Source organism: Paenibacillus sp. FSL R5-0636, assembly GCF_037974255.1.
In the GTDB taxonomy this organism is placed as follows: Bacteria; Bacillota; Bacilli; order Paenibacillales; family Paenibacillaceae; genus Paenibacillus_AQ; species Paenibacillus_AQ odorifer.
This window is the reverse complement of the sequence record NZ_CP150232.1, coordinates 6839234-6863702: the sequence shown is the minus strand read 5'-3', so window position 1 is coordinate 6863702 and position 24469 is coordinate 6839234. Positions and strand designations below refer to the sequence as shown.

23 protein-coding genes, 1 pseudogene and 1 riboswitch are annotated in these 24469 nt (G+C 44.7%); of the genes and pseudogenes, 18 read left to right on the top strand and 6 right to left on the bottom strand.

The features are described 5' to 3' along the window. Positions 1 to 35 precede the first annotated feature (35 nt). Positions 36 to 1526 carry a peptide MFS transporter gene (locus tag MKX34_RS31290; protein ID WP_076191619.1) on the bottom strand — a complete coding sequence of 497 codons (1491 nt, stop codon included), beginning with the start codon at positions 1524 to 1526 and terminating at the stop codon, positions 36 to 38. Positions 1527 to 1781: 255 nt separating this feature from the next. Here MKX34_RS31290 and MKX34_RS31285 point away from each other — a divergent pair. The 4 genes and pseudogenes from MKX34_RS31285 to MKX34_RS31270 all read left to right on the top strand — a co-directional run bounded on the left by MKX34_RS31285 (position 1782) and on the right by MKX34_RS31270 (position 5096). Next, positions 1782 to 2136 (top strand): annotated as a pseudogene (locus tag MKX34_RS31285) (nucleotide excision repair endonuclease). Positions 2137 to 2273: 137 nt separating this feature from the next. Beyond that, on the top strand, positions 2274 to 2939 hold the full coding sequence (locus MKX34_RS31280; protein WP_235219468.1) for a glycosyltransferase: 666 nt from the start codon (positions 2274 to 2276) through the stop codon (positions 2937 to 2939). 175 nt (positions 2940 to 3114) lie between these two features. After that, positions 3115 to 3837 (top strand): hypothetical protein, encoded by a 723-nt coding sequence (locus MKX34_RS31275; protein ID WP_036682228.1) that lies wholly within the window; start codon positions 3115 to 3117, stop codon positions 3835 to 3837. A gap of 5 nt (positions 3838 to 3842) precedes the next feature. Next, the gene (locus tag MKX34_RS31270) at positions 3843 to 5096 is read left to right on the top strand and encodes a polysaccharide deacetylase family protein (protein ID WP_076296998.1); all 1254 of its coding nucleotides are present in this window, start codon (positions 3843 to 3845) and stop codon (positions 5094 to 5096) included. Between the two features lie 16 nt (positions 5097 to 5112). Here MKX34_RS31270 and MKX34_RS31265 read toward each other — a convergent pair whose 3' ends face one another. Then, positions 5113 to 6171 carry an endonuclease/exonuclease/phosphatase family protein gene (locus MKX34_RS31265; protein ID WP_076296999.1) on the bottom strand — a complete coding sequence of 353 codons (1059 nt, stop codon included), beginning with the start codon at positions 6169 to 6171 and terminating at the stop codon, positions 5113 to 5115. A gap of 155 nt (positions 6172 to 6326) precedes the next feature. Between MKX34_RS31265 and rlmN the strand changes: the two genes are divergently transcribed. From rlmN to MKX34_RS31245, 4 genes are all read left to right on the top strand, one after another. Further along, positions 6327 to 7397 carry a 23S rRNA (adenine(2503)-C(2))-methyltransferase RlmN gene (rlmN, locus tag MKX34_RS31260; protein ID WP_036682223.1) on the top strand — a complete coding sequence of 357 codons (1071 nt, stop codon included), beginning with the start codon at positions 6327 to 6329 and terminating at the stop codon, positions 7395 to 7397. A gap of 79 nt (positions 7398 to 7476) precedes the next feature. Further along, the gene (locus tag MKX34_RS31255; protein ID WP_036682221.1) at positions 7477 to 7764 is read left to right on the top strand and encodes a DUF6509 family protein; all 288 of its coding nucleotides are present in this window, start codon (positions 7477 to 7479) and stop codon (positions 7762 to 7764) included. A 109-nt stretch (positions 7765 to 7873) separates the two neighbouring features. Further along, complete coding sequence (gene greA / locus MKX34_RS31250; RefSeq protein ID WP_036682220.1) at positions 7874 to 8353, top strand: transcription elongation factor GreA; 480 nt, start codon at positions 7874 to 7876, stop codon at positions 8351 to 8353. A 157-nt stretch (positions 8354 to 8510) separates the two neighbouring features. Then, positions 8511 to 9440 (top strand): AEC family transporter, encoded by a 930-nt coding sequence (locus tag MKX34_RS31245; protein ID WP_076099740.1) that lies wholly within the window; start codon positions 8511 to 8513, stop codon positions 9438 to 9440. Positions 9441 to 9444: 4 nt separating this feature from the next. On the opposite strand, the gene MKX34_RS31240 is transcribed toward MKX34_RS31245, so the two are convergent. The 4 genes from MKX34_RS31240 to MKX34_RS31225 form a co-directional block, all read right to left on the bottom strand. Continuing rightward, positions 9445 to 10287, bottom strand: coding sequence for an aldo/keto reductase (locus tag MKX34_RS31240; RefSeq protein ID WP_076297000.1), 843 nt, complete (start codon positions 10285 to 10287; stop codon positions 9445 to 9447). Positions 10288 to 10345: 58 nt separating this feature from the next. Further along, positions 10346 to 11554 carry an MFS transporter gene (locus tag MKX34_RS31235; RefSeq protein ID WP_038573785.1) on the bottom strand — a complete coding sequence of 403 codons (1209 nt, stop codon included), beginning with the start codon at positions 11552 to 11554 and terminating at the stop codon, positions 10346 to 10348. A gap of 210 nt (positions 11555 to 11764) precedes the next feature. Continuing rightward, positions 11765 to 12277 carry a hypothetical protein gene (locus tag MKX34_RS31230; RefSeq protein WP_244886541.1) on the bottom strand — a complete coding sequence of 171 codons (513 nt, stop codon included), beginning with the start codon at positions 12275 to 12277 and terminating at the stop codon, positions 11765 to 11767. 158 nt (positions 12278 to 12435) lie between these two features. After that, on the bottom strand, positions 12436 to 13404 hold the full coding sequence (locus MKX34_RS31225) for a Gfo/Idh/MocA family oxidoreductase (protein ID WP_076297001.1): 969 nt from the start codon (positions 13402 to 13404) through the stop codon (positions 12436 to 12438). A gap of 199 nt (positions 13405 to 13603) precedes the next feature. Here MKX34_RS31225 and MKX34_RS31220 point away from each other — a divergent pair, with 199 nt between their 5' ends. The 10 genes from MKX34_RS31220 (at position 13604) to MKX34_RS31175 (ending at position 24401) form a co-directional block, all read left to right on the top strand. Beyond that, entirely contained in the window at positions 13604 to 14551 is a 948-nt protein-coding gene (locus MKX34_RS31220) for a sugar-binding transcriptional regulator (RefSeq protein ID WP_076297002.1), read from the top strand. Between the two features lie 160 nt (positions 14552 to 14711). Further along, positions 14712 to 14815, top strand: a riboswitch (purine riboswitch). 168 nt (positions 14816 to 14983) lie between these two features. After that, the gene (locus MKX34_RS31215) at positions 14984 to 15598 is read left to right on the top strand and encodes a xanthine phosphoribosyltransferase (protein ID WP_036682464.1); all 615 of its coding nucleotides are present in this window, start codon (positions 14984 to 14986) and stop codon (positions 15596 to 15598) included. Further along, positions 15592 to 16911: a nucleobase:cation symporter-2 family protein gene (locus tag MKX34_RS31210; protein WP_076297003.1), complete on the top strand. Its 1320-nt coding sequence runs from the start codon at positions 15592 to 15594 to the stop codon at positions 16909 to 16911. Before MKX34_RS31215 ends, MKX34_RS31210 begins: the two co-directional genes overlap by 7 nt. 211 nt (positions 16912 to 17122) lie before the next feature. After that, entirely contained in the window at positions 17123 to 18421 is a 1299-nt protein-coding gene (locus tag MKX34_RS31205) for an SLC13 family permease (RefSeq protein WP_036682204.1), read from the top strand. Between the two features lie 33 nt (positions 18422 to 18454). Next, entirely contained in the window at positions 18455 to 19606 is a 1152-nt protein-coding gene (locus MKX34_RS31200; RefSeq protein WP_038573774.1) for a glycerate kinase, read from the top strand. A gap of 109 nt (positions 19607 to 19715) precedes the next feature. Beyond that, a complete protein-coding gene (locus MKX34_RS31195; RefSeq protein ID WP_076297004.1) occupies positions 19716 to 20750 on the top strand; it encodes a sugar diacid recognition domain-containing protein in 1035 nt (344 codons plus the stop codon). Positions 20751 to 20842: 92 nt separating this feature from the next. Then, entirely contained in the window at positions 20843 to 22198 is a 1356-nt protein-coding gene (locus MKX34_RS31190; protein WP_249267650.1) for an MFS transporter, read from the top strand. A gap of 79 nt (positions 22199 to 22277) precedes the next feature. After that, on the top strand, positions 22278 to 22484 hold the full coding sequence (locus MKX34_RS31185; protein WP_232061479.1) for a hypothetical protein: 207 nt from the start codon (positions 22278 to 22280) through the stop codon (positions 22482 to 22484). Positions 22485 to 22512: 28 nt separating this feature from the next. Next, a complete protein-coding gene (locus tag MKX34_RS31180) occupies positions 22513 to 23202 on the top strand; it encodes a hypothetical protein (protein ID WP_036682194.1) in 690 nt (229 codons plus the stop codon). Next, positions 23199 to 24401 carry a glutathionylspermidine synthase family protein gene (locus MKX34_RS31175; protein ID WP_036682191.1) on the top strand — a complete coding sequence of 401 codons (1203 nt, stop codon included), beginning with the start codon at positions 23199 to 23201 and terminating at the stop codon, positions 24399 to 24401. Before MKX34_RS31180 ends, MKX34_RS31175 begins: the two co-directional genes overlap by 4 nt. The last annotated feature ends 68 nt before the right edge of the window (positions 24402 to 24469 follow it).

Here is a 24469-nt window from a genome sequence, read left to right as displayed (position 1 = left end):
CTGCCGAGAGAATCTCGGGCAGCCTTTGGGTGTGTTTAATGTATCCCTTTCATGAAATTCTGAATTTTGGAAGAGAATAGGAAGAGGATAAGCGCAAGGATAAGGGCCACTCCCCCAATTACTCCAAAGTACATCATTTCGGTATCCGGGGTATAGAACTTCACAATCTGAGCATTAATTGCTTGGGCAGCGGCATTCGATAAGAACCACATACTCATCATTTGAGCGGTAAAAGCCGCCGGTGCCAGTTTGGTCGTTGCTGATAAACCCACAGGGGACAAGCATAACTCCCCGATTACGATGATAAAATAGCTGAGTACCAGCCATAATGGATTCACAAGTGAATTAGCTCCACCGAAATAAGCAGGTACTAGAATCACCAGGAAGGATAAACCTGCAAACAGTAAACCAAGCGAGAACTTTTGCGGAATCGAGGGTTGACGGTTACCGAGCTTTAACCACAACCAGGCAAATATAGGTGCAAGAGTGATAATAAACAGCGGGTTAAGCGATTGGAACCAAGCAGGAGAAATGTGTAAGCCTGCAAAATCCAATTGGGTCCGTTTATCAGCAAAACTAGCTAGAACTGTGGAAGTCTGCTCTTGAATCGCCCAGAACATAATCGATGCGATAAATAAAGGAATGTATGCGAGAATTCTTGACCGTTCAACGGCTGTTGTTTTGGGACTGCGGTACATCATAATGAAATACATCGTAGGAATAAGTAAGCCTAATACCCCTACTATTTTTATTAATGTTTCAAAGGTAAGCACTCCGGTAAGAATGCCGATCGTAATCAAAATCGCAAGTACAACTAATCCTACACCAATCCAAGTAAAGATTTTTTTCTTCTGATCTGCAGGAATAGGGTTGTGTACAATCGTACCGGCCAGACCCAGATTTTTTGTGCGAGTCATAATATAAACGACTAGTCCAATAAACATTCCGACTGCGGCAATCGAGAAACCTAGATGGAAATTATTCATGCCTACTGCACCAACAATTAGTGGGGAGAGAAATCCTCCCAGGTTGATGCCCATATAAAAAATGCTGAAGGCAGCGTCACGGCGGTTATCCTGCTCGCTATAAATTTCGCCGACAATACTTGAAACATTGGGTTTCAGTAGACCCGTTCCGAGTACGATTAAAACCATCGAAGCAAAAAACAATGTGGTATTGCCTGGAATAGCCAGTAGTATATGCCCGAACATGATTAAAACGCCGCCGTAGAAAACAGCCCTCGAAGTTCCGAGAAGCCGATCTGCAAGCCAGCCTCCGATGATCCCTGACATATATACAAGCGATCCATAGATAGACATAATAGAAAGTGCCATATCTTCAGGTAATCCGAGGCCGCCTTGGCTTACTTCATAATACATGTAGTAGACAAGGATAGCTCGCATGCCATAATAAGAGAAACGCTCCCAAAATTCTGTGAAGAAAAGGGTGAAAAGTCCCTTAGGATGTCCGAAGAAACCCTTTTGCGGGACGCTATCTACTATTTTTTGCCGGTCTGTTACTGCCATGAATCAAATCCTCCTAGATGACAAATATCTATATATCATGATGCAAACGCCTCTATTTTATTTATAATCCTCTCCTGTCTAAGACCGCAACCCTTGGGCAGGAAGGTTTTGAATAATGCCATATTTTTTAGTAATATTTCCATTAGATCAATCGAACTTGCTTTTATTGTATTTATTTGACTGCGCCAGATTGAATGGTCTTACTTAGCGATTTATGATACTATTTACTCCTATATAGAAAGAGGACGTGAGCTAATGATCAACATAACGATTCCCAAAGCGGATGTTAGTATTACTAAACAAATTAACCCGCAGTTAAGCAATATTTACGGATTTACTGATTTTCACCTGATTCCGAGAGATTACGGCGGTATCTTTATGTTCTACAATGATCAGGATGAGTTGTTGTTTGTAGGTAAAGCGAGAAAGTTAAGACAAAATTAAAAAACATTTTGAAGACACCGTATCTGACATCAAGCAACATCGGGACGAGGTCACCAGAATTGATGTATGTTTAATCGAAAGTCCAGTTCATAGAGAGATCTACGAAACCTATATCATTAATGAACTGAAATCTAAATACAATGTAGACAAAGTGATGTTTAGATAATAGTTAGACTCAGGCGCCGTCCACGTGATGGTGCTTTTTTTGTGTTCTGAGATCAGCTGTGTGAATGAAATGGAAGTAAAGGTGCACAATATACAAGATATTCAAATCCATTACTGTTCACAAGGAGATAGGTCATATTGAAAAATAAGAATTTGATGTTGAAGCTAACCTTATTGTGTATGTTTCTGGTTGTAAGTGTTACACCTACAATTGCTGATGCTGCAGCAGCTAAAGAGAAAAAGAGCTCCCACAAGCAATGCTTAACCCCTTCCGTAATTGAGCTTAAGGATAATCTTAGGAAGTTATGGATCGATCATGTGGTATGGACAAAAAACTACATTGTTAGCGCCTTTGCAGATTCCGAGGATAAGGAGAAGGTACTGGCAAGGCTGTTACAGAATCAGCAGGACATAGGGGATGCCTTTAAACCGTATTACGGTGAGGCAGTTGGAGATAAGGTAGCTCAATTATTGCGGGAGCATATTCTTATTGCCGGAAAAGTCCTAGATGCTGCGAAGGCTGGAAATCAGGCCGATGTGGAAAAATACAATAAAGAGTGGTATACCAACGCCGATGACATTGCCAAGTTCCTTAGTAGTCAGAATCCCAAATATTCTTATGAACAATTAAAGGAAATGCTTCATGAACATCTGGAATTGATTACTGATGACGTGACGGCTAGAGTTAAAAAGGATTGGGATGCCGAAATTGTCGCATTTGATAAAGGGCTGGAGCATATGATCATGTTCGCAGATATTTTAACCGAGGGATTGATCAAACAATTTCCCGATAAATTCAATTGAAATCAAAGCACCCGAAGGGGTGCTTTTTTTATTTTGCAGAAGAAAATAGGTCTTTAGGTGCATTTCAGAAAGTTAGATATAAAGGCTCACTTACATACAAGATAAGTAAACTATAATAGACTCGTGGGCACTCGACATTTTTTGACATTTTTTTATAATTGAGGTGATAAAATCGATGATTTCCCCCTTTTTTAAAAAGAAAGATTCAGTGGATAAGCAATCCAAGTCGGATATGGTTCAAAAGGTACAGTTATTAGATGATCAGGTCGAAGAAATAGAAGAAAAGACCTCGGACGAGACTTTAGCTGGATTGGTTACGACAGGCAAAGCTCAGCTTGATAAAAAATCACTCGATTTGATCTTCTCCGTGGAGCAGATTATTCAGGCCAGACAACATGCGGAGACCAATATTAATGAGCTTCAGGATCGGTTGACCCATTCCAGCAGTCATGTGGAGCGATTAAACCGGGATATGAAAAACCTTAATAAGGTCATTGAGGAAAGAGAAAAGAATGTCCGCGAGCTTGAGCATAAGTTGATTGAGAGAAATTTGAAGGTCGATCAAGTGCTGGAGGATTACCGCGAGCTTCAAACTGCGCTCACAGCTGAGATCGAGGAATTAAAGAGTACCATTGAGCTGGAGCAGCAAAAATATGTAAATCTGATTCAAAAACATAACGAAGCCCATGCAGAGAAACTTAAAAAGATGAATGATCTGGAAGAGAAAATCGGACGGGTTGAGATTGAGAATGCACATTTAAAACAGAAGTACGATACGATTCGCCAAGAAAAGGCGTATCTCTCGGGTATGATCAGCGATTTCACCAATCGGATGACGGTTCCTTTTGGGAGTGGCAGTAGTCTGACGGATCGAAATGATGGAAACGGAGATACATAGGATTCATGGCATCTAAGGAACCGGACACCATTCTAATGATTGAGTTACTGTCGCTTGAGCATGAACAGGCCGGTTATCAGATTGAGGTAGGTCTAACCCGTAATGTTGGGTACGCAAGAAGCAAGCTCACCATAGATGAATTTACATACGAACAATTGAAGGCGCTAGGTCCCTTTTCCGGAGGGAGAATGAGATTGTCGCTGTATCCGAAGTGGGATCCTTTTCGGAATAGTTACTACAGCACACTGATTATAATGAACAGAGCATACAGCGAAACATTGTATTTTGCCTGTTCTGAATATTATGTAACCCAACTTCTTCAATTAAAGCAGCAGGACTATCCTCAAGCAGAAGAGGAGAGGGTAGTTCAGACCATGCTTCCCTCTACAGAACCAGGGCATAGGATAAGCAGAAAGAAGACCAAACGAATTGGACTGGTTGCACTGCTGTGTCTCATGTTCGCTTGTTTGATATTTGTGTTACCTCTGCGAATGGATGGACAACTCGTAGATAGTGCTGAAGCGCTGGAGGAACCCGTATTAGGGGCCGACTCTGAGCCATTACTTTCGGTGCCGTTCGTTACCCTTGCGCAGACGATATCGGTTCATAACCAGCAAGCCGAGCCTACACCAGAACCTTCGGCCCCTCCTCAGGAACAGACATTGCCGTACGAAAAGTATGAATTACCCGAGAATGAATTTTTGTATAGCTTGCCAAAGGGTTACGTTGCCTTGTCATTTGATGATGGACCGTCAAAGTATACGAAAGAGATCGTAGATATTCTAGTAGAACATAAGGTGGCTGCCACCTTTTTATTCATTGGGAATAAGGTAGCTCATAATGCGGAAGCCGTTAGGTATGCTAATGAGCATAAGATGTCGGTTGGGAGTCATTCGTGGGATCATAGCAAAATGACTGCTAATAGCGTTGAGGAGAACCGGAATAACTTGGCGAAGACTAATCAGGCGCTGGAGGAAATTACACAATCACCGATTACTATTTTTCGGCCGCCATATGGGGCGATCAATGACAAGTTAACCGCCAAGGTGACGGAACAGCAGATGAAGGTATTATTGTGGAATCGTGATCCCGAGGATTGGAACGTCAAGAACCCAGAGGATATTCTTCAATATGTTCATCATGCCGATCCGTCCGGCGGAGTCTATCTATTTCACGAAAAGAAGATTACTGTAGAAGCTTTGCCTGCTATCATTAAGTATTTTCAAGAGAAAAACCTGAAATTTGTTGTGTTTAAATAGAATCAGAGAATCCATGTTATTGCAGAATAAAAGTGGCTGTTACAGGGTTGTGATCACTGTGTTCGAAGGATAACTCATGACCCTGTACGCCGCTTATGCTGACGTTTGGTGAGACTAGAAAGCCATCAATCACTGCGCGGAAATTCACACCTTCTGAATAGGCAACATCGAGCGTCCGGACGGAGGGTACCTTGGCATCTACGGCCCACTGAAAGCCCTGTTGAAAATGTTCTGGGAATTCTTGCAGCCATTGCGGCCAATCCTGCGTTGTCTCGAAAGCATCAGGAGCTGTACCCGGAAGGGAATGGTTCCAATCTCCCCCTAAGATGAGGTAATTCCCTTTGTCATTCTCCTTCATGATATAAGCCGATAAATACTCCAACTGCTGTTTACGAATCGTTCCGCCTTGGTCAAAAGCTGATAAATGAAGATTGATCAGAATCAGTTCTTTTCCGTTATCAACGGGCAATCTGCTCTCCACAAAAGCACGATCGAGATCAAACTGTTGGCGAGGCCAGGTTTCTTTGCCCGGGAGATCATATCTAATATTACTTGTGCTGTTAAAACGGGATAAAGTTAATAAACCGCTGTTCACCGAGCCCATCGGATCAAGAACTGGAAGCGGTACCCAAGGTACCTTGTAGTTGGTCGCGAAAACATTGCTGTAATCAGCGAACTTATTCGACAAGAAAGAGACTTCATCTATACCGTTGCTACGGGAAGAATCGACGTCGACCTCCTGCAACATGAACAGGTCCGAGTCTGTAGTTGTCATAAGGGACGCTACGGCCTCAAGGTTTGTCTTCGTTTGTTCCCTACTGCTTGAGCGTGACTTTGTTCCGCCATCCATAAAGAAATCTTGGCCTTTATCCAACCCGGCGTAGCCAATATTAAAGGTGGTTACCGAGAAGGACTCTCCCTGCTTCAGTACTTGCTGCGGATTATTGTTTACAGTAAGGGTAGTAATCTCCTGTGGTTTGTAGTCAGTGAGGGTAATATACACTAAAAAACCGCCAAGGATTAGAACGGCAGCTAGAAGGGTGAGACTGATTGCTTTTATTCTTGTTGAACCCATATGATTCCATCGCTCCTTAGATACATGTTCATAGAACAGACTTTAATGGTGTAAACTTCGACACAACCCAATAACTCCCCTTGTTTTAATAAAAAAAATTTGAGACAATGAGTAGTGATGGTCTGAACTTTAACGTTTTGAAAAGAGGATAACGAATGAATATAGAATCCATTTATGGATTAACTTTTGATCAACTGGCGGCATGGCTGTTAGAACGTGGACATAAAAAGTTTCGGGCTACGCAGGTCTGGGATTGGCTTTATCGGAAGCGGATTACAGACTTTTCGGAAATGCTCGATGTAAATAAAGATTGTGTAGAATTATTAGAGCAGAATTTTGTCATTCATACCTTGGAAGAACATGTGAAGCAGGAATCTGCGGATGGAACGATTAAGTTCCTGTTCCGCCTAAAGGATGGCAACCTGATCGAGACAGTGCTTATGAGACAGAAATACGGCTTGTCTGTATGTGTAACCACGCAAGTGGGCTGCAATATCGGCTGCAGCTTCTGTGCAAGTGGGCTATTGGCGAAGAGCCGGGATCTCTCCAGCGGAGAGATTGTGGAGCAGATTATGAAGGTCCAGCAGCATCTGGATGCGGCGAACCTGGATCAAAAGGTCAGTCACGTCGTAGTGATGGGCATTGGCGAGCCATTCGATAACTTTAAGAACCTGCTCGATTTCCTGGCGATTGTCAAAGATCACAAGGGACTAGCAATTGCGGGTAGAGGGATTACCGTATCAACGAGCGGATTGGCTAACAAAATCGTTGAATTTGCGGATGCGAATACGCAGGTGAACCTGGCGGTTTCTTTGCATGCCCCTAATAATGAACTGCGGACGCAGATCATGAAGATTAACAAGGCCATTCCAATAGAGAAGCTAATGGAGTCTATAGATTATTATTTGGAGAAAACCAAGCGGAGAATTACGCTGGAATACATTCTGATGAAGGATGTAAACGACGGCAGAGAGCATGCGCTTGAACTGGCTGAGCTGATTGGTGATCGACGTCCGCTCGTCAATGTGAACTTGATTCCATATAACCCGGTGGATGAACACAGCCAATATCAAAGAAGCGAGCGGGAGACGGTGCGGGCCTTTTTTGATACCTTGAAGAAGCAGGGTGTCAGCGTAAGCACTCGTCTGGAGCATGGTGTGGATATTGATGCTGCCTGCGGACAGCTGCGAAGCAAACAAATCAAGAAATCCAAAGCCATGGCTTGATGGACTACCTCGACAACAATATGTTACTTTTTGTGATACAATGACGTGGCAGGTATTAGGAAAAGAGGTTGATTGAGTTATGTTGACATTTACGGGCTACAATGTGGAGAATGTAAAAGATCCTTTCGGTATACTAACCGGTAAACGGTATGAATTTGTCGTTCAACTGGACGTTCCAGAGGATGATGAGCTGTATGTAGAGAACGGAGTATCCGCTAGAGCGATTATTAAGGTGGATGAAGATCAAGTCAGCATCGTAAGTTATGATCTACAGGAGACAACTTCAGGTCAACTGCTCGATTTCGATATGGAAGAGGACGAGGAAGAAGCGTTACTCCTTTTTTGTAAAGAGCATTTGCCAGAATAATTAAGCAGCATTGACCTCCTTGCCCAATGTTCAATTGTGGCAGGGATTTTTTTAAAATATAAGCATTTATATGTTCAAGCTGTAAATTATCTAAATAGGAGTTGTATACATGTCTAATGAAGAAGTGTTCTTGACCAAAGAAGGGTTGGCTCAATTAGAGGAAGAGCTGAAGGAATTGAAAGGCGCAGGGCGTAAGGAATTGGCCGCACGGCTTAAATTGGCGATCAGCTATGGAGACTTGAAGGAAAATAGTGAGTACCATTCGGCCAAGGACGATCAATCGTTCATGGAGACTCGTATTATGATTCTGGAGAAAATGTTGACCAAAGCCAAGATCGTGGATGAGAGCCAAATGGATCTGTCAAAGGTTAGTATGGGTTGTATTGTTATTCTGAATGACATCGAATATTCGGAGAAGATCGAATATAGAATTGTTGGAGCTGCTGAGGCAGATGTTCTTAATAACAAGATTTCCTATGAAAGCCCGCTAGGCAAGGAATTGCTGGGTAAAAAGGTCGGCGATATTGTTAGTGTAAATGCACCGATGGGCATCATTAAATATGAGTTGCTTGAGATCAAAATGATGTAACAATATACCGAAAAGCTCTCAACCCTTTGTAAGGGCTGGGAGCTTTTTTTGTTGGCATGATAGGTTTTGGCTATGAGGTATATTGATTTCATATCTTAGACGTTCTGCGCTGTTGCGCTTATAGTTTGAAGTAACCTACAGCAGAGGAGTTCTATTCATGATCCAAAGTGTGTTAACGACGTTATACCAAGTCATCGTGCCCTTGTCCATCCCTGTGATCGTGGGTGCGCTGCTTGGGCGGTTTAAGAATCTGGATACGAAGCCGTTATTGACGCTTTATCTATACTTTTTAACGCCGGCAATTATTCTAAATACATTGGCTACTGCCGAGATTTCCATGGATGATATTTATAAGACGCTCGCCTTTTCGCTTCTGAATCTAATCTTCTTATGGGCGATTGCGAATATAGTGGGCAAATTATTGAAGCTAGATCCATCCGAAGTATCCGGTCTGACCTTGATTTCAACGTTTACGAATAGTGTGAATTATGGACTTCCGCTGGTGCTGCTAGCTTTCGGACAGCTTGGTCTCGATAAGGCCTCTGTATATGTGATCGGACAGATGATTATCGTGAATACGATAGGCGTTTATTTTGCAGCAAGATCTCAGTTCTCGGTAAAAAATGCAGTGAAATCGGTCTTTTCGCTTCCTGCCATTTACGCAGCTCTGTTGGCCCTTCTTCTCCGCATCTTTGGCCTGCATTTGCCTACAGAGGTGGCTACAGGGGTTGCCTTGGTAGCTGGAGGATATTCGCCGGTGGTACTGGCGATCCTTGGCGCACAGATGGTTAAAGTGAGAACCATGCCATCCGCACGCAAGGGCCAGTCTACTTTTTGGACAGGGATGTCGATTCGATTAATCTTAGCGCCGCTAGTGGCTTACCTCGGATTATCGATCCTGCAAATAACCGGGACCTTGTTCTCTGTGCTGCTGATTTTGGCTTCTATGCCAGTTGCCGTCAACGCCGTAGTGTTAGCCGAGCGCTTTAATGCCTCACCGGAGCTGGTATCCAAATGTATTTTGTGGACGACGCTTGCTTCGTTTCTCGTGTTGCCGGTGCTTATAGTGTTAGTGCAAGGTGCGTAAGCCCTTAGAAATCAAAATGATCTGGGTCTGGACCTACCCGTTGATCTTGGTTGAGAGAGTTAATTAGAGTCATATCCTCGTCAGATAAATTGAAATCAAACACGTCTACATTTTCGATGATCCGGTGTTCTTTAGTAGACTTAGGAATAGTGATAATCCCACGTTGCAGGTCCCAACGGACAATAACTTGAGCGACGGATTTGCCATGTTTGGCAGCAATTTGTTTCAGTACAGGCTGATCGAACAATTGACCTTGCATTAACGGAGACCAAGCTTCTAATTGGATTCCTTGCTCTTTGCAGAAGTCGAGCAGCTCTTGCTGATTCAAATAGGGATGTAATTCAACTTGATTGACCATCGGCTTAATCTCAGCATCCTTCAGTACATCTTCAAGATGGTGAATCTGGAAGTTGCTGACCCCAATGGCTTTTACCCGGCCCTCTTTATACAACGTTTCAAGCGCTCTCCAAGACTCTTTATATTTTCCTTTTACAGGCCAGTGAATAAGGTACAAATCCAGGTATTCAAGTCCGAGTTTAGCTAAGCTAGTCTCGTAGGCGGCAATGGTCTCTTCGTAGCCCATATCTGCGGTCCAGACCTTTGAGGTTACGAAAAGCTCTTCTCTGGACAAGTTGTTCTCTTGTAGAGCCTCTTGGATGGCTTGTCCCACGCCTGTTTCATTCTCATAAATTGCGGCAGTGTCAATGCTGCGGTAACCTTGTTTAATAGCGGACTTGATCGCTTGTATCAGTTCTGCGCCTTCTTCTACTTTAAATACGCCAAGCCCTAGCCAAGGCATATTTACACCGTTGTGTAATGTAGTTGTATCCTGTAGATGTTGAGCCATAATAAAGTAACCTCCTAAGATATTTAAAAGTTTGTTTGGGTTGTTAATGGACTGCTGTTTAAGCAGCTTTAGTCTGGAGAGGAGCCTCATCTTTCTTCTCCAGAGCACGGCTCCATGCCGTCAGTAATACTGCGGACAGAACCATGATTGCACCTACCCAAGTGGTATGAATCAGTCCCATATGATCTGTGACGATGCCGCCAAGGTACGCACCAATGGCAATACCAGCGTTAAAAGCAGCAATATTTAATGCAGAAGCTACATCTCGTGCACTTGGCGCATATCGATCTGCAAGCGTAACAACATGTACTTGCAAGCCGGGCACGTTCATGAAAGCTAACAGTCCCATAAAGAAGATCGTAATCAGTGCGGCAACCTTATAAGGTGCGGTAAAAGCTAAGACAAATAAGACGACAGCTTGGACTGCAAACATATAGAATAGAGCATTCATCGGTTTGCGGTTGGCGGCTTTACCTCCAATCACGTTCCCGATGGCAATCGCAATGCCGTATACAAGCAAGATTACGGCGACTGTATTCTCTTTGAAGCCGCTGATCTCATGCAGAAGGGGCGATAAATAAGTAAAGACTACAAATGTGCCCCCATAGCCCAAAGCTGTAATCGCGAAGGCAAGCAGTAAACGCCCATTGGTGACCAGCTTAACTTGCTCACGAAGGGGTGTGTGGGTACCTTTGCGCAGCCCGGATGAAGGAACAAGGATCAGATTGCCGATGAGTGCTATAAGCCCGATAGCAATAATAGCAACAAATGCAGCACGCCAGCCGAGTTGTTGGCCAAGGAACGTACCTAGCGGAACGCCAGTAACAGTAGCTACTGTAAGTCCTGTGAACATGATGGCAATGGCACTGGCCTTACGATCCTCAGGCACGAGGTCGGCGGCAATGGTCGAAGCAATCGACATGAACAAGCCATGGGCCAGTGCGGAAATTACTCTCGCGATTAACAGCAATGTAATCCCGTCCGCAGCCGCCGCAAGACTATTGCCGATAATAAAGACGATCATAATGCTTAGCAGTAAGGTTTTGCGCGATATCGACGTGGTTAGCGACGTTAAGATGGGTGCGCCAAAAGTTACTCCTAAAGCGTATAAAGTAACGGTCAACCCGGCTGTGGTTACCGGTATATGCAGATCCGTGGCGATTAGAGGCAGCAGCCCCACACTGATAAACTCAGTGGTACCAATGGCAAAGGCACTAATGGCTAGAGCTAAGAGTGCCAAGGTGCTTCTTCTTTTATCTAAGGACATTTCTTTCACTCCTACGCTGTGTTAATCACCGGCCGGTAAGTGCTATTATGAAGAGATCTGTCCATTAAGTATAGTACGTACTTTAAAGTGCTATAGGTACTAAAAAGTACCTGTAACGCAACTCACCAAACCCAAAAAAAGCATGGGCGCCCTGATCTCGTCGGGTTTGCCCATGCTTTTTGCTATACTTGTTATATAGTCCCGAAAGGGTTAACGAGACCGTTGTTTGAGGTGGCGCCGTTTAGTTGTGCCTTTGTTAGTGGCGTGCCCACCCGATCCTCCACCAACCGCCTGTTGCTGTCTTGTTCCTGGACTTTCAATAGCGGAGTTTGTTCCACCGGTGCTGAACGTTCCGCCTCCGCTTGCTACCTGAGTTGCGGAGGCATTCTGGCTCCGTTTAGGCAGTTTAACCGTCTGGGTATTGATAACGACCACAACTTCTTTGCGATACGGATATAATAAGAGGGGCTTAGCTTTGCCGCGTTTGTTGCCCCCACTGCCTAGGTTAGTCGCATCACCGCCTGCGCCGACACTTTGTTGTTGGCGTGTATAGGGAGAAGCAATGGCGGCATTATTGCCGCTTGCGCTGCTGCGTCCTGCACCGCTTGCAATTTGTGTAGTGTTGGGGGCGTTCGTATATTGATTGTTGATGACAAAGATTAATCTGTCCACTCCGTGGAGTGGGGTCCTTGTAATTATGCGCCGTTTTCCTTTTTGAATAATGACAACGATCCGGTCTCTTTTATAGGCCACCCATATTCACTCTCCCATACTTTGACTTCATTAACATTAATGCAGATGGGGGGATTAAGTGATGAATACGGGCGGACCACCTCGAAAAACAATCATTTGCCTAAGTTGCTGCCTAATAATCGGTTTATTTATTCAAAGCTATATTTGATCCCCCATTGCTCCCGGACATTGCTCATAATGTCCATGACATCCAAGGAGAGGTCGAGGGTCTCTTTATGGCTTTTATCTGCAATATACCGCCGCATATCTTCAATCTCGTATTGTAAAGCCTTGGCTGTATCTCCAGCCTCAATCGTCTCTACTGTGCCATCCAAATATTGAATGGTGGCTTTGCTGGCCCGCGGGAAATTGTCTACGGTAATAAATCCGAGTTCTCCTGCAACCACGCCTCGTTTAGGCATTTTGGAGCGCATTGTAAGGGAGATTACCGCCATTTCATCTGCAGCATTGTTAAGAATAATGCCGGATTGCTCGTCCACTCCTGTCTCGAATCGTTTTACTGTAGTAAGAATCTCATGGGGCCGTTTGGACAGGAAGAATCTTGTGAAGGACAACGCATACGTCCCAATATCCAGCAGGGCTCCGCCCGCCAGATCTTTGCTGAAGAAACGGTTGTTCACATCATATTCTTTATGGCTGCCAAAGGAGACCTGCACCATTTTGAGGCGCCCGATGATGCCATCCTCAATGAGCTGCCGCAGTTTTTTATACAGTGGCATATGGTAGATGGTCATAGCTTCGGCCACAACCAGATCCTTTTCAGCGGCAAGTCGGGTGACCTCTTGAAGTTGTTTGCTGTTCACCGTGATTGCTTTTTCGCAGAGAACATGTTTGTTATTCTGTAAGCTTTCAATGATGTATTCATAATGATTGCTATGTGGCGTAGAGATGTACACTACATCAATTGCGGGATCCTGCAGCATTTCACTGTAACTGCCATAAGCTTTCGTGGCTCCATATTGATTAGCGAATTGTTGTGCTTTCTCTAAGCTCCGCGATCCAACCGCATACAATGTTTCCCCCGTTTCATTCAGCGCAGCCGCAAATTCGGCAGCTATACTTCCCGGACCTACAATTGCCCACTTTAAGGGATTCATTTCCAGCACCTCGCCTGTTTGGATTGTTTGTTTTTATTTAGAGATAACCTTGATTCCATCTGAACCATTCATCTCCATAAAAGTTTTGATATTAAGCACATTTGTGCAATATAATGATAAATGTGCAAAACAATCGTCTACAGTATAGCGGGGGGTTCTAAATCCGTCAAACTGTTGAATATAGCGGGGGCGTTGTAACATGGATCGAAAAGAAGATAAGAAGCTGCTCATTAAAATAGCACAAATGTATTATGAACAGAATTTAACGCAGAGTGAAATCTCTAGCGAACTTGGTATATATCGTACCACCATCAGCAGGATGCTAAAGAGGGTACGTGAAGAAGGTATCGTTACAATAACTATTAATTACGATACTGGCGATCATTTTACATTGGAGCAGGAGCTGAAGGAGCGGTTCGGGCTACGGGAAGCCATTGTTGTGGAGGTAGATCCTGCACAGTCCAGCACGATTAAACGCAAAGCTATAGGACAAGCCTGTGCGAGATGGCTCGAGCAAGTGCTTCAGCCGAAAGATACGATTGGGTTTTCTTGGGGAAGCAGCTTAGCTGCCGTTGTAGAAAGCCTAACACAAGCCCAGAGACCTTTTGTAACCTGTGTACCTACGGTCGGCGGCCCATCAGGAAAGATGGAGAGCGGGTACCATGTAAATAACATCTGTTATCGAGCTGCTCTAAAATGGGGTGCGCGCTCGTTAATGATTGATGTTCCAGCGATCACGGAGCAAAAGGAAACTAGAGATCAACTGATGAATTCACAGTACTATCAGACCATTGCCAAGGCGTGGGACCATCTGGATATCGCTGTGTTCGGCATCGGATCGCCGGAAATGAAAGGGGAAGAGGCGTGGCGCGGATTTTATGGTGATGCAGTGATTGCTGAGCTGGAGAATGGAAAGGTCGCTGGTGATATCTGTTCACGATTCTATGATGGCAACGGGATTCCCGTGCATACCGGAATATCGGATCGAACGCTGACTATTGAGCTGGAGCAGATCAAGCAAGCTCGGTATTCGATTGGTGTAGCGGAATCACTTGAGAAGGTTACAGGGATCCTTGGTGCGCTAAATGGGGGTTATATGAATGTACTTGTAACGACCCAAGAAACGGCGCAGAAGATATTGGAGTAACAACTACTAAATGTAAACAATTGAATTTCGTGAAAATAACCTGAAAATGGCATGCAAATTGCTTAAAATTTTGCTTGTAAGCACCAGACAGAGCGTGTAAGATATACAAGGTATTCATATCGAACATTTATAAAAATATAAGTTTCACATTATACATTATCTTTATATTTGCTTATCAACTCATATAATCTTGGGAATATGGCCCATAAGTTTCTACCGGATAACCACTGTAATTATCCGACTATGAGTGAAATAGCGCATCTAGGGTTCCGCTTCCTGACTATGGAAGGACTGGACCGAGCGATGCGGACACTATGCAGTGTTACACCACTAAGGGACAAAAACCCAGAAGGACAAATTCACTTGAGAGAAACGACTCAAGGGATTTGTCCTTTTTTTGTTTTTAATTCAGAAGGAGAGATCAAGTTTACTATGAAGGTACTTCAAGAGCGCATCAGACAAGAGGGTCTTATTTTATCAGATACGGTACTAAAGGTAGATTCATTTCTGAATCATCAGGTGGATACGGAGCTTGCCTTACAAATTGGACAGGAGTTCAAGCGGTTGTTTGGACATTTACCTATCACTAAGATCATCACTATTGAAGCGAGTGGCATTCAATTTGCCATGGCTACGGCCATCGCCTTAGGCGTACCGTTTGTATATGCGAAGAAAAAGAAAGCAGTGACCTTATCTGAAGCGGTCTATTCCGCGCCGGTACATTCTTTTACACGCAAAGAGGATTATATGGTTAGTGTCTCGCAAAAATATATCGGACCAAGCGATAAGGTGCTTATTGTAGATGACTTTTTGGCTACTGGTGCTGCTCTTGTTGGACTGGTTGATATCGTGCAAGAGGCTGGCGCTGAGCTCCTTGGCGTTGGTTGTGTGATTGAAAAATGCTTCCAAGAAGGCCGGAGTCTACTCGAGGATAGAGGGATAGAAGTCCATGCTTTAGCCCGGATCACATCTATGTCACCAGGTGAAATTCACTTCATTGATAATGAAAGTTCAAAAGAGCCAATCAAGGAGAGTGCGAGATGTTAAGCAAGAAAAAAGTATTTGCGTTAGGATTTCAGCATGTACTGGCGATGTATGCCGGAGCAGTTGTTGTTCCGCTGATCGTAGGGAACGCACTGAACCTGAATGCCACCCAAATGGCCTATCTTATCGCAGCTGATTTGTTTACTTGCGGGTTAGCTACTTTGCTGCAGATTATGGGCACTAAGTATTTTGGCAGCAGGCTGCCGGTTATTCTTGGATGTACCTTTACGGCAGTAGGGCCGATTATCGCTATCGGCAGTGCCAACAATTTGGCAACGGTGTACGGAGCAATTATTTTATCTGGTCTATTCGTGGTACTGGCGGCCCCGCTTTACGGGAAGCTGCTGAGGTTCTTCCCAACGATAGTAACGGGCTCAGTCGTGACCATTATTGGGTTATCTCTTATTCCTGTAGCTATGAATAGCGTAGCTGGCGGAGAAGGCAGCGCTGATTTTGGGAATCCCCGCAATTTGTTGCTTGCACTGATCACGCTGCTGGTCATTTTAGCGGTTAACCGTTTTACTAAAGGATTTCTTCGCTCGGTCTCTGTCTTGATAGGTCTTTTAGTGGGTACAATTATTGCTTATGGAATGGGCATTGTTAGTTTCTCTACAGTAGGTGAAGCCTCTTGGGTAAGTGTTGCACAGCCTTTCTACTTCGGATGGCCTCAGTTCAATCTTACGGCTATTTTCACTATGATCATTGTTAATATTGTTAGTATGGTGGAGTCCACAGGCGTTTACTTTGCGATTGGTAAAGTAACGGATCAGAAAGTGGAACAAAAGCAGATCGTAAACGGGCTGCGTTCGGAAGGTTTGGCGATTATGCTGGGCGGGATCTTTAATGCATTTCCGTACACAGCATTTTCGCAAAATGTAGGTCTGGTCTCGCTGACTCGGGTCAAAACCCGGAATGTTATTTTTGCAGCCGGCGGGATTATGGTTGTGCTTGGATTACTGCCTAAATTGGCGGCTCTGACAACGGTTATTCCCAATGCCGTACTGGGTGGAGCGATGATCGTGATGTTCGGATCGGTTGCTGTTTCCGGGATGTCGATTCTGTCAGAGGTAGATCTGCGTAAGGATGGTAATCTGCTGATTGCCGCTTGTAGTATCGCTGTTGGTTTGGGTTCGGCAACTGTACCTGCGATGTTCGATCAATTGCCTGAATTCGCCCGGATGCTGCTGCAAAACGGTATCGTATCCGGTTCCCTTACAGCGATTGTGCTGAATATCTTCCTCTCGAAGACAAAGGATAATGTTCTGGCAGAAGATCCTGCTGCCCCTGTTCTAACGAAAGAAACACAAGTCTCATAATACGTTTAATTCATGTTAAAAGACCAAGCTCTGGTGTGCTGAAACCTAAGCTTGGTCTTTTTCTCATGCTCAGTGCTTGTGCATATGCACAAAAAAATAGGTTGTCCCGTCAATATTATTGGGCTTGTAAGCGCAGTATACTCAGTTTAGAAAGCGTTATCAAATTACACACTGTATAGTGTCAAATTCTTATACTAGGGGGCAACTAGAGATGGAAGGCACAGTAATTAACTGGATGGGCGCGATTGCGGGATTGATTCTGGCCGTCGTATTGATTTTCAAAAAGGTTAACCCGGTCTACGCACTCTTTTTAGGCGCGATTGCCGGAGGGATATTAGGCGGGGCATCCATTGCAGAGACAGTACAATATGTCATCGACGGAACGAATAGTGTTATGGGTGCAGTTGTACGTGTTCTCGCAGCTGGTGTGCTGGCCGGGGTATTGATTGAATCAGGGGCAGCCGAACGAATGGCCGAGACCATAGTAGATAAGCTTGGTGAAAAGAAAGCGTTATTATCTATAGCGCTGGCTACTATGATAATTACAGCAGTGGGCGTATTCATCACAGTCGCTATCATTATTGTCGCTCCAATCGCTTTGTCCGTAGGTAAGAAGATCGGCATTTCCAAAACCGCTTTGCTGCTCGCACTGGTCGGTGGCGGTAAAGCCGGTAACATTATTTCACCGAACCCGAACACCATTGCCGTAGCTAAAGGCTTTGATGTAGATTTGGCTCAGGTCATGATTCATGGATTCATCCCAGCCGTTGCGGGTCTGATTGTCACTGTTATTATTGCTAATCTGTTAGTCAACAAAGGTGTAAAAATTGCAGAGGGCGACGTTGTAACTAAAGAGGAAGACAGCACTAAGGTTAAACCTAGCTTTGGCCGTGCTATCGTCGCTCCAGTTGTCGCTATTTTGCTTCTAGCCATTAACCCAATCGGAAATATTCTAAATATCGAATTGCTGAAATCATTTAAAGTCGATTCTATGATCATCTTGCCTCTTGCCGGCATTATTGGATTGATTGCTATGAAACAAACGAAGAACATCATTTCTTTTACAACCTCAGGGTTAAATAAAATGACAGGTACAGCCATTATCCTGATTGGTGCTGGTGCTATCGCTGGTATTATCTCGAAATCGGATCTGAGCGCTACTGTTGTAGATGCAATAACGGCTATGGGGATTTCCGGAACGTTCCTTGCTCCAATTGCAGGGATCCTGATGGCGGCTGCTACAGCATCAACCTCTACGGCTTCTATCGTGGCTGCCGGATCATTTGGTCCCGCTATTCTTTCGATGGGCACAGCGCCGCTAAATGCAGCAATTATGGTGCACACCGGGGCTACAGTTATTGACCATCTGCCACACGGTAACTTCTTCCACGTGACCGCAGATTCCGTTAAGATGAACATCAAGGACCGGATGTCACTGATTCCTTATGAAAGTCTCGTGGGTCTGACGATGGCTATCGTCGCCACTATATTATACGGCTTCATCCTATAATTTATATTTGCAACTAGAAGGGACGGATATTCTATGAATAAAGACTTTGTCATCGTATTGGCACCGGATTCTTTCAAGGAAAGCATGACAGCCAAAGAAGCTTGTGAAGCCATGGAAAAAGGCATTCATAAAGTAAATTCTAATATTACTTGTATTCATGTACCCATGGCAGATGGCGGCGAAGGAACGATGCAGTCCTTGGTCGATGCAACGGAAGGTACAGTATATATAACAAAAGTTAAAGGGCCACTGGGCAATGAAGTTAGCGCATCCTACGGAATCACAGGAGACGGGCTGACAGGGGTGCTGGAAATGGCTAGTGCGAGTGGCATTCAGCTGGTATCCCCTGAGACACGTAACCCGTTGATTACAACCACCTACGGGACAGGACAATTAATCAAAGCATGTCTGGATCGTGGGGTCAGCAAGCTGCTGATTGGCATAGGTGGCAGTGCCACCAATGACGGAGGCGCCGGGATGGTGCAGGCATTAGGCGGCAGACTGCTGGATGCCGAAGGCAATGAGCTGTTATTTGGTGGTGGTGAGCTTGGCAGATTAGCCCGTGTTGATCTGAGTGGATTTGACCCTCGCCTGAAGGATGTACAGGTTGAAGTGGCCTGCGACGTTACGAATCCATTATGTGGTCCGACCGGAGCTTCCAATGTATTTGGTCCGCAAAAAGGGGCTACGTCGGATATGATCAAACAGCTGGACAGCAATCTGCATCATTATGCGAGTGTCATCAAAGAGCAACTGGGTTTCGATATTATAGATATGCCTGGTGCTGGTGCAGCGGGTGGACTTGGGGCAGGACTGGTAGTGTTCTTAAACGGAATATTAAAAAAGGGCATTGAGCTTGTGATCGACTATACTGGACTTGAAGAAAAGGTGCAGCAGGCGGACATGGTGTGGACCGGGGAAGGAAGCATCGATTTCCAGACCCAATATGGCAAGACCCCGCTTGGCGTTGCTGAGGTAGCTAAGAAATATAATAAACCCGTACTGGCCTTCGCGGGACGGATCGGCGATCAGACGGAAGTGCTGTATGATAAAGGGATCGATGCTATTTTTGGCATTATGCCAGGCGCAGCTTCATTGGAGGATGCTTTGAATAAAGGGCAAGAGAACCTGGAAAGAACGGCTGAGAATGTGGCTAGGTTAGTCATGCTGAACCAAGGAAGCTGAATGAATTATACAAAGTGATAGAGGGGCTGACTGAACGGAGTCAGCCCCTTTTTTCTTTTTTAAGGTAGAAGCTTTCTGAGTAGAATATAAGGGAACAGGAGGTACAGACATGAAGATATCGAAATCACTCGCAGGACAAATAGCACAAGAAATGATGAGCGTAGTTCCTTATAACATTAATGTTATGGATGAGAGCGGGTTTATTGTGGGGAGCGGAGATCTGAAACGGGTCGGAACCTTACATGAGGGAGCGAGAATAGCCATTCAAAGTGGTCATGTCTTTGAAGTGTACGAGGATGGCAGCGGCATGAAGCCGGGGGTGAATGAACCCATTATTATAGATCATAAAGTTTTGGGTGTGGTAGGTATTACGGGACATCCAGATGAGGTTAGGCCGTTTAGTAAGCTGGTCAGAGTCACTACTATATTACTTATTGAGCAGGAAGCAAGGAACAAGCTGGAACAGGATGAGCGAGTAAAACGTGTGAAATTTTATCATGAATTGTCTTATCGTAAAGAAGCATATGATCTTGAGTTTTTGGAACGGGCGGGCAGCTATGGGCTTGACCTTAAGAAAAAATGCTGGGCGATCCTTGTGGAAGGCGATGTGAACGGAAAAGAATTCAAAAATGTATTTAGGTCCTATCCACATTACTGGAATTTGGAGAATGATAAGGCGGTTTTTTTCATAACGGATGTTTTTCTTTATAAAGAGCTTATAGGAAAACTAAATTCATGTGCGAATGTAGGGCGAATAGGTTCTGGCGAAGCAGAGGAGTTAGCTGCATATTCACTTGAACAGGCCCAGGCGGCGATTAGTGTTGGCAGTAGAGTCGACCCGCTCAAGAAATTGTACACTTATGAGGAACTAAAATTCTTGATTCATCTCTCTTATGACGGTGCTGAACGGCCCGGAACGATTTATGCTCTGCTGGATCAGTCGGGCGATAAGACAGGCCTGATTGAAACGCTGCAAGTATTTATTGCTGAGAATGGGGACCATAATCGTACTGTACAGAAGCTGAATATTCACCGAAATACACTGAACTACCGGCTTAATCGCATTCATACATTGACGGGCAAAAATCCACGCAACTACATGGAGTTGTTTGAATTGTTGTGCGGATTGATGTGGCGGAAGTAATTTAAATCCCCGTATTCCAATTGCCATCCTGATTTTATAGGCATAAACTTAGATAAGCTTGTATAGATAAATTAGGACAGGGATGGATAGGAATGAATGATAAAGTAGTAATGAATGATAAAGTAGTCATGCCATTATGGACCATGTGCCTTTTTATCGTAGTGATGAACACAACGATGTTTAATGTATCACTTCCAACCATTATTCAGGATCTCCAAATTTCTGCTGATCTAGGTTCATGGGTAATTTCGAGCTATTCGATTGGATATGCTTTATCGACGGTTATTTATAGCCGCTTATCAGACGTGGTGCCGATTCGGAGACTTTTGACCGTTGGCTTAATTACTCTTGGGTTAGCCTCAGTGTTTGGATTATTTGCGCATGACTTTAATACATTATTGATAACGAGAATAGTACAATCTGCCGGCGCGGGTGCGATGGCTGGATTGGGTCTCGTACTGGCCAGCCGTTATGTACCTATTGAAAGACGTGGTGCGGCTATCGCCATGATCTCCGCAGGGAGTGCAATGGCCTTTGGGTTGGGCCCTATTTTCGGTGGCGTCATCAGTCAGTATTTTGGCTGGAACGGGTTATTCGGAATTACTTGCCTTGTGCTTGTTGTATTGCCAGTGCTGCTGCGGTTATTACCTAAGGAACAGCCTCAGCCTGCAAGCTTTGATGTTATTGGGGCGGCGTTGACCGTTGTAAATGCGGCAAGTCTGCTGGTAGCCGTAACTACCCAATCTCTGGTATGGTTAGCAGTGGGCATAGTATCTATTATCGTGCACGCTTGGTATTTGAAGAAGGCGAAGGAATCCTTTATTAACCCGCAGCTGCTAAAAATGCCGGGATACTTGAAGCTAGTTACCATAGGCTTTTGTATTCTGGTGCTGAACTTGGGGAATTTGTTCCTGATGCCGCTTGTGCTCGCTAATCTATTTGGTAAATCGGCGTTGATGATTGGTTTGTTTATCGCACCTGGTGCGTTATTATCCGCATTTCTTACCCGTTTTGTTGGACGTTTTATTGACCGGTATGGCAACTTGCGCTTCTTAATCATAGGACATTGTATCCTTGCCGCTGTTATGGCTGCATTTGCGCTGAACCTTTCTGTATCTCCTGTAGTTCTTCTGCTTGGTTATCTTTGCTTCTCTCCTGCCTTCTCGGCGACAATGGCATCCTTAAATAATGAAGCTTCTCGGGTTCTTCCGCGAACTTGGATTGGTTCAGGTATGGGGCTTTTACAACTGATTCAGTTCTTTGGAGGTTCTGTATCTGTTGCGGTCTGTGGGCTGTTGCTGCATGCTCAGCGTGATCTTGCGCCGGCAAAAGCATATGAGCATGTATACGGACTGTTGCTTCTTGTCAGCTTGTGTTCGTTAGGAGTTCTCCTTTTATACAGACGTTCTTATTCCAAAAGTAATACTGGGCAATCTATACAAGCTTAGAACTGAAACGAAAAGGTGATAAAAACGTATCAGATGCTATAGCAGATATAAGGAAGGAATGGTAATAATGGATAACGGGATGAGTGTAGTTTTAATCGAAAAAATGCCAGAGGGTGATCTACGAGTAATTGAAGAGCGTACGTGGAGCATGAATATGATAACTGCACTTGAACATGTCAATTATATAGTGGTGGGCAGTAAGGAATATGAAGCGGTTGAAGGACGGCTGAATGTGGATGAGGGCAAGCTGGAGCTTTTGCTTGTTCCGATGCACACTGAGGGATAGAAGATCATCAGGGAAGGAGAACCTTACGATGGCTAAAGAAGAAAGGGATAAGGAATTACCTGCATCAAAATTATTTACCGCCGATGGCAAACCCATCCGTGTATTATCAACATCGCTAGGCATAGCCTTATTAGCGAATGCTATGTTTATTCCTGGCGGAGCGGGGGCTAGCGCGAATACTTCTGCGGGCGAACCACAGCTAGTCTCTTGGTCTAATGAAGAGGTTAAAGCTTATTTTGATAAAAATGTGGATTGGAATATTCCCTATCCCGAAGAAGGTACGAAAGAGGTAGAGGAGCAAGGCCAAGGCGTAGTAACTTCAAACGGGACAACTGTAGTGAATAACTATGGCGGTTATCATTCAGGTTTTGGCTGGACGGATTTGCTTCTGTATCATATGTTGTTTAACAGCGGTGCCAATTACTCTTCCAGAGGATGGGCTAAGGACCGTCCTACCTATTATGGAGGCACGAGAACCACTTATAAACCACCTACTTATAGCAGCGAAAAGTTTCAGAATAAAAAGGTGCCCGGTTCTGTAGTGAAACCTAAAACCTCAACCTCATCCACGGGTTCCATCACGAGAAGGGGTTCCTCTTCGAAGACCGGAATCGGGGGCACTTCCAGTGGCTTAAACTCTTCGAAGAACTCTAAATCAAGCTCAGGCTCGAAATCTTCATCGAGATCAGGTTCAAGCAAGAGTGGTTTCGGCGGATGAGTGATCAGCAGAGCGTGTTTGAGATCCTGGATTTGTCTGATCTTGAGCGGGGCCCACGGGTACAAGCGCTGTATGAGCTTGGGTTCACTTGGGCAGATCTAGAGGAAGAAGAGTATTGGATGGATGCAATAGCTGTGATGCGCAGCGACATTTACAAGGAGCTTGAGGAAGCCTCCGCAAAGCTTTGGGCTATCCTCGATAAGGCGGTTCGGTATATACATCTAAAACGCGATTTGTATGAGCTACTGGGCATTCCCCCTGTTCTTTGGGAGATGCTTGATGGGTCTCCTATTCCGGAAGAAGGCTTAATCAGCCGGTATGCAAGGTTTGATTTTGCGATAGCTCATGATGGAACCATCAAGCTTCTGGAACTGAATGCCGATACACCTACAGGTTATGTGGAGGCTTCCATAGCAACACCTTGGATCTGTGAACAGGCGGGTGTGGCTAGTCCAAATCATGCGATGAAGGAACAACTTGCCGCAGCATGGCAGATAGAACGTCCAGATACCGCAGCTTGTGTTGCTTATGGTTCCCATCTTGAAGATTCAGGTACGATTGAAGCCTTGGTCAGACATAGCGGACTTACTATTCAGTGTGTGGATTGCCTCGACCTGTGGGTCGATGAGGGCATTTTGAAGGATGGGGAGGACCGGGTGATACAGCGGATGTTTGCTCTATATCCTAAAGAGTGGATGGCCGTCGATGAAGGTGGAGATGCACTTGCCTATGCCGTTGAGCAGGGAAATCTTCAGCTTTTTAATGGACCTCACAGTATCCTGTTGCAGTCTAAGGGATTGATTGCAGCTGTGTGGGGAATGTATGAGCTTGGCTTATTATTTGACAATGAAGAGCGTGAGGCGATCTCACGTTATATTTTGCCGACTTATAATAAGCCTGTGTTCTCTGGCAGCTTTGTGTCCAAATCTGTATTTGGCCGCGAAGGCGGTTCTGTACGTCTCTTTGACGATAGTGGAACTCTGGAAATTGAGGACGAAGAGGGTTATGATAGCAGTCAGCTTTTTCCCTCTGTATATCAAAAAAGAGCTGAACTAGCCCGAATACACACCGCCGAAGGTGAATTCCACCTACTGACAGGCATGTTCGTCATTAATGGGAAACCGTGTGGGCTGCTCGGCCGGGCTGGCGGACTGATTACGGGCAATGCCAGTCATTTTATCGCGTTGGGAGTGAGATAGTTGGATAAAAGTAAGGCTATAAACAAGTCGTCTACTAGATTAGTAAAGGCCCGGATCGGCGCTTTATG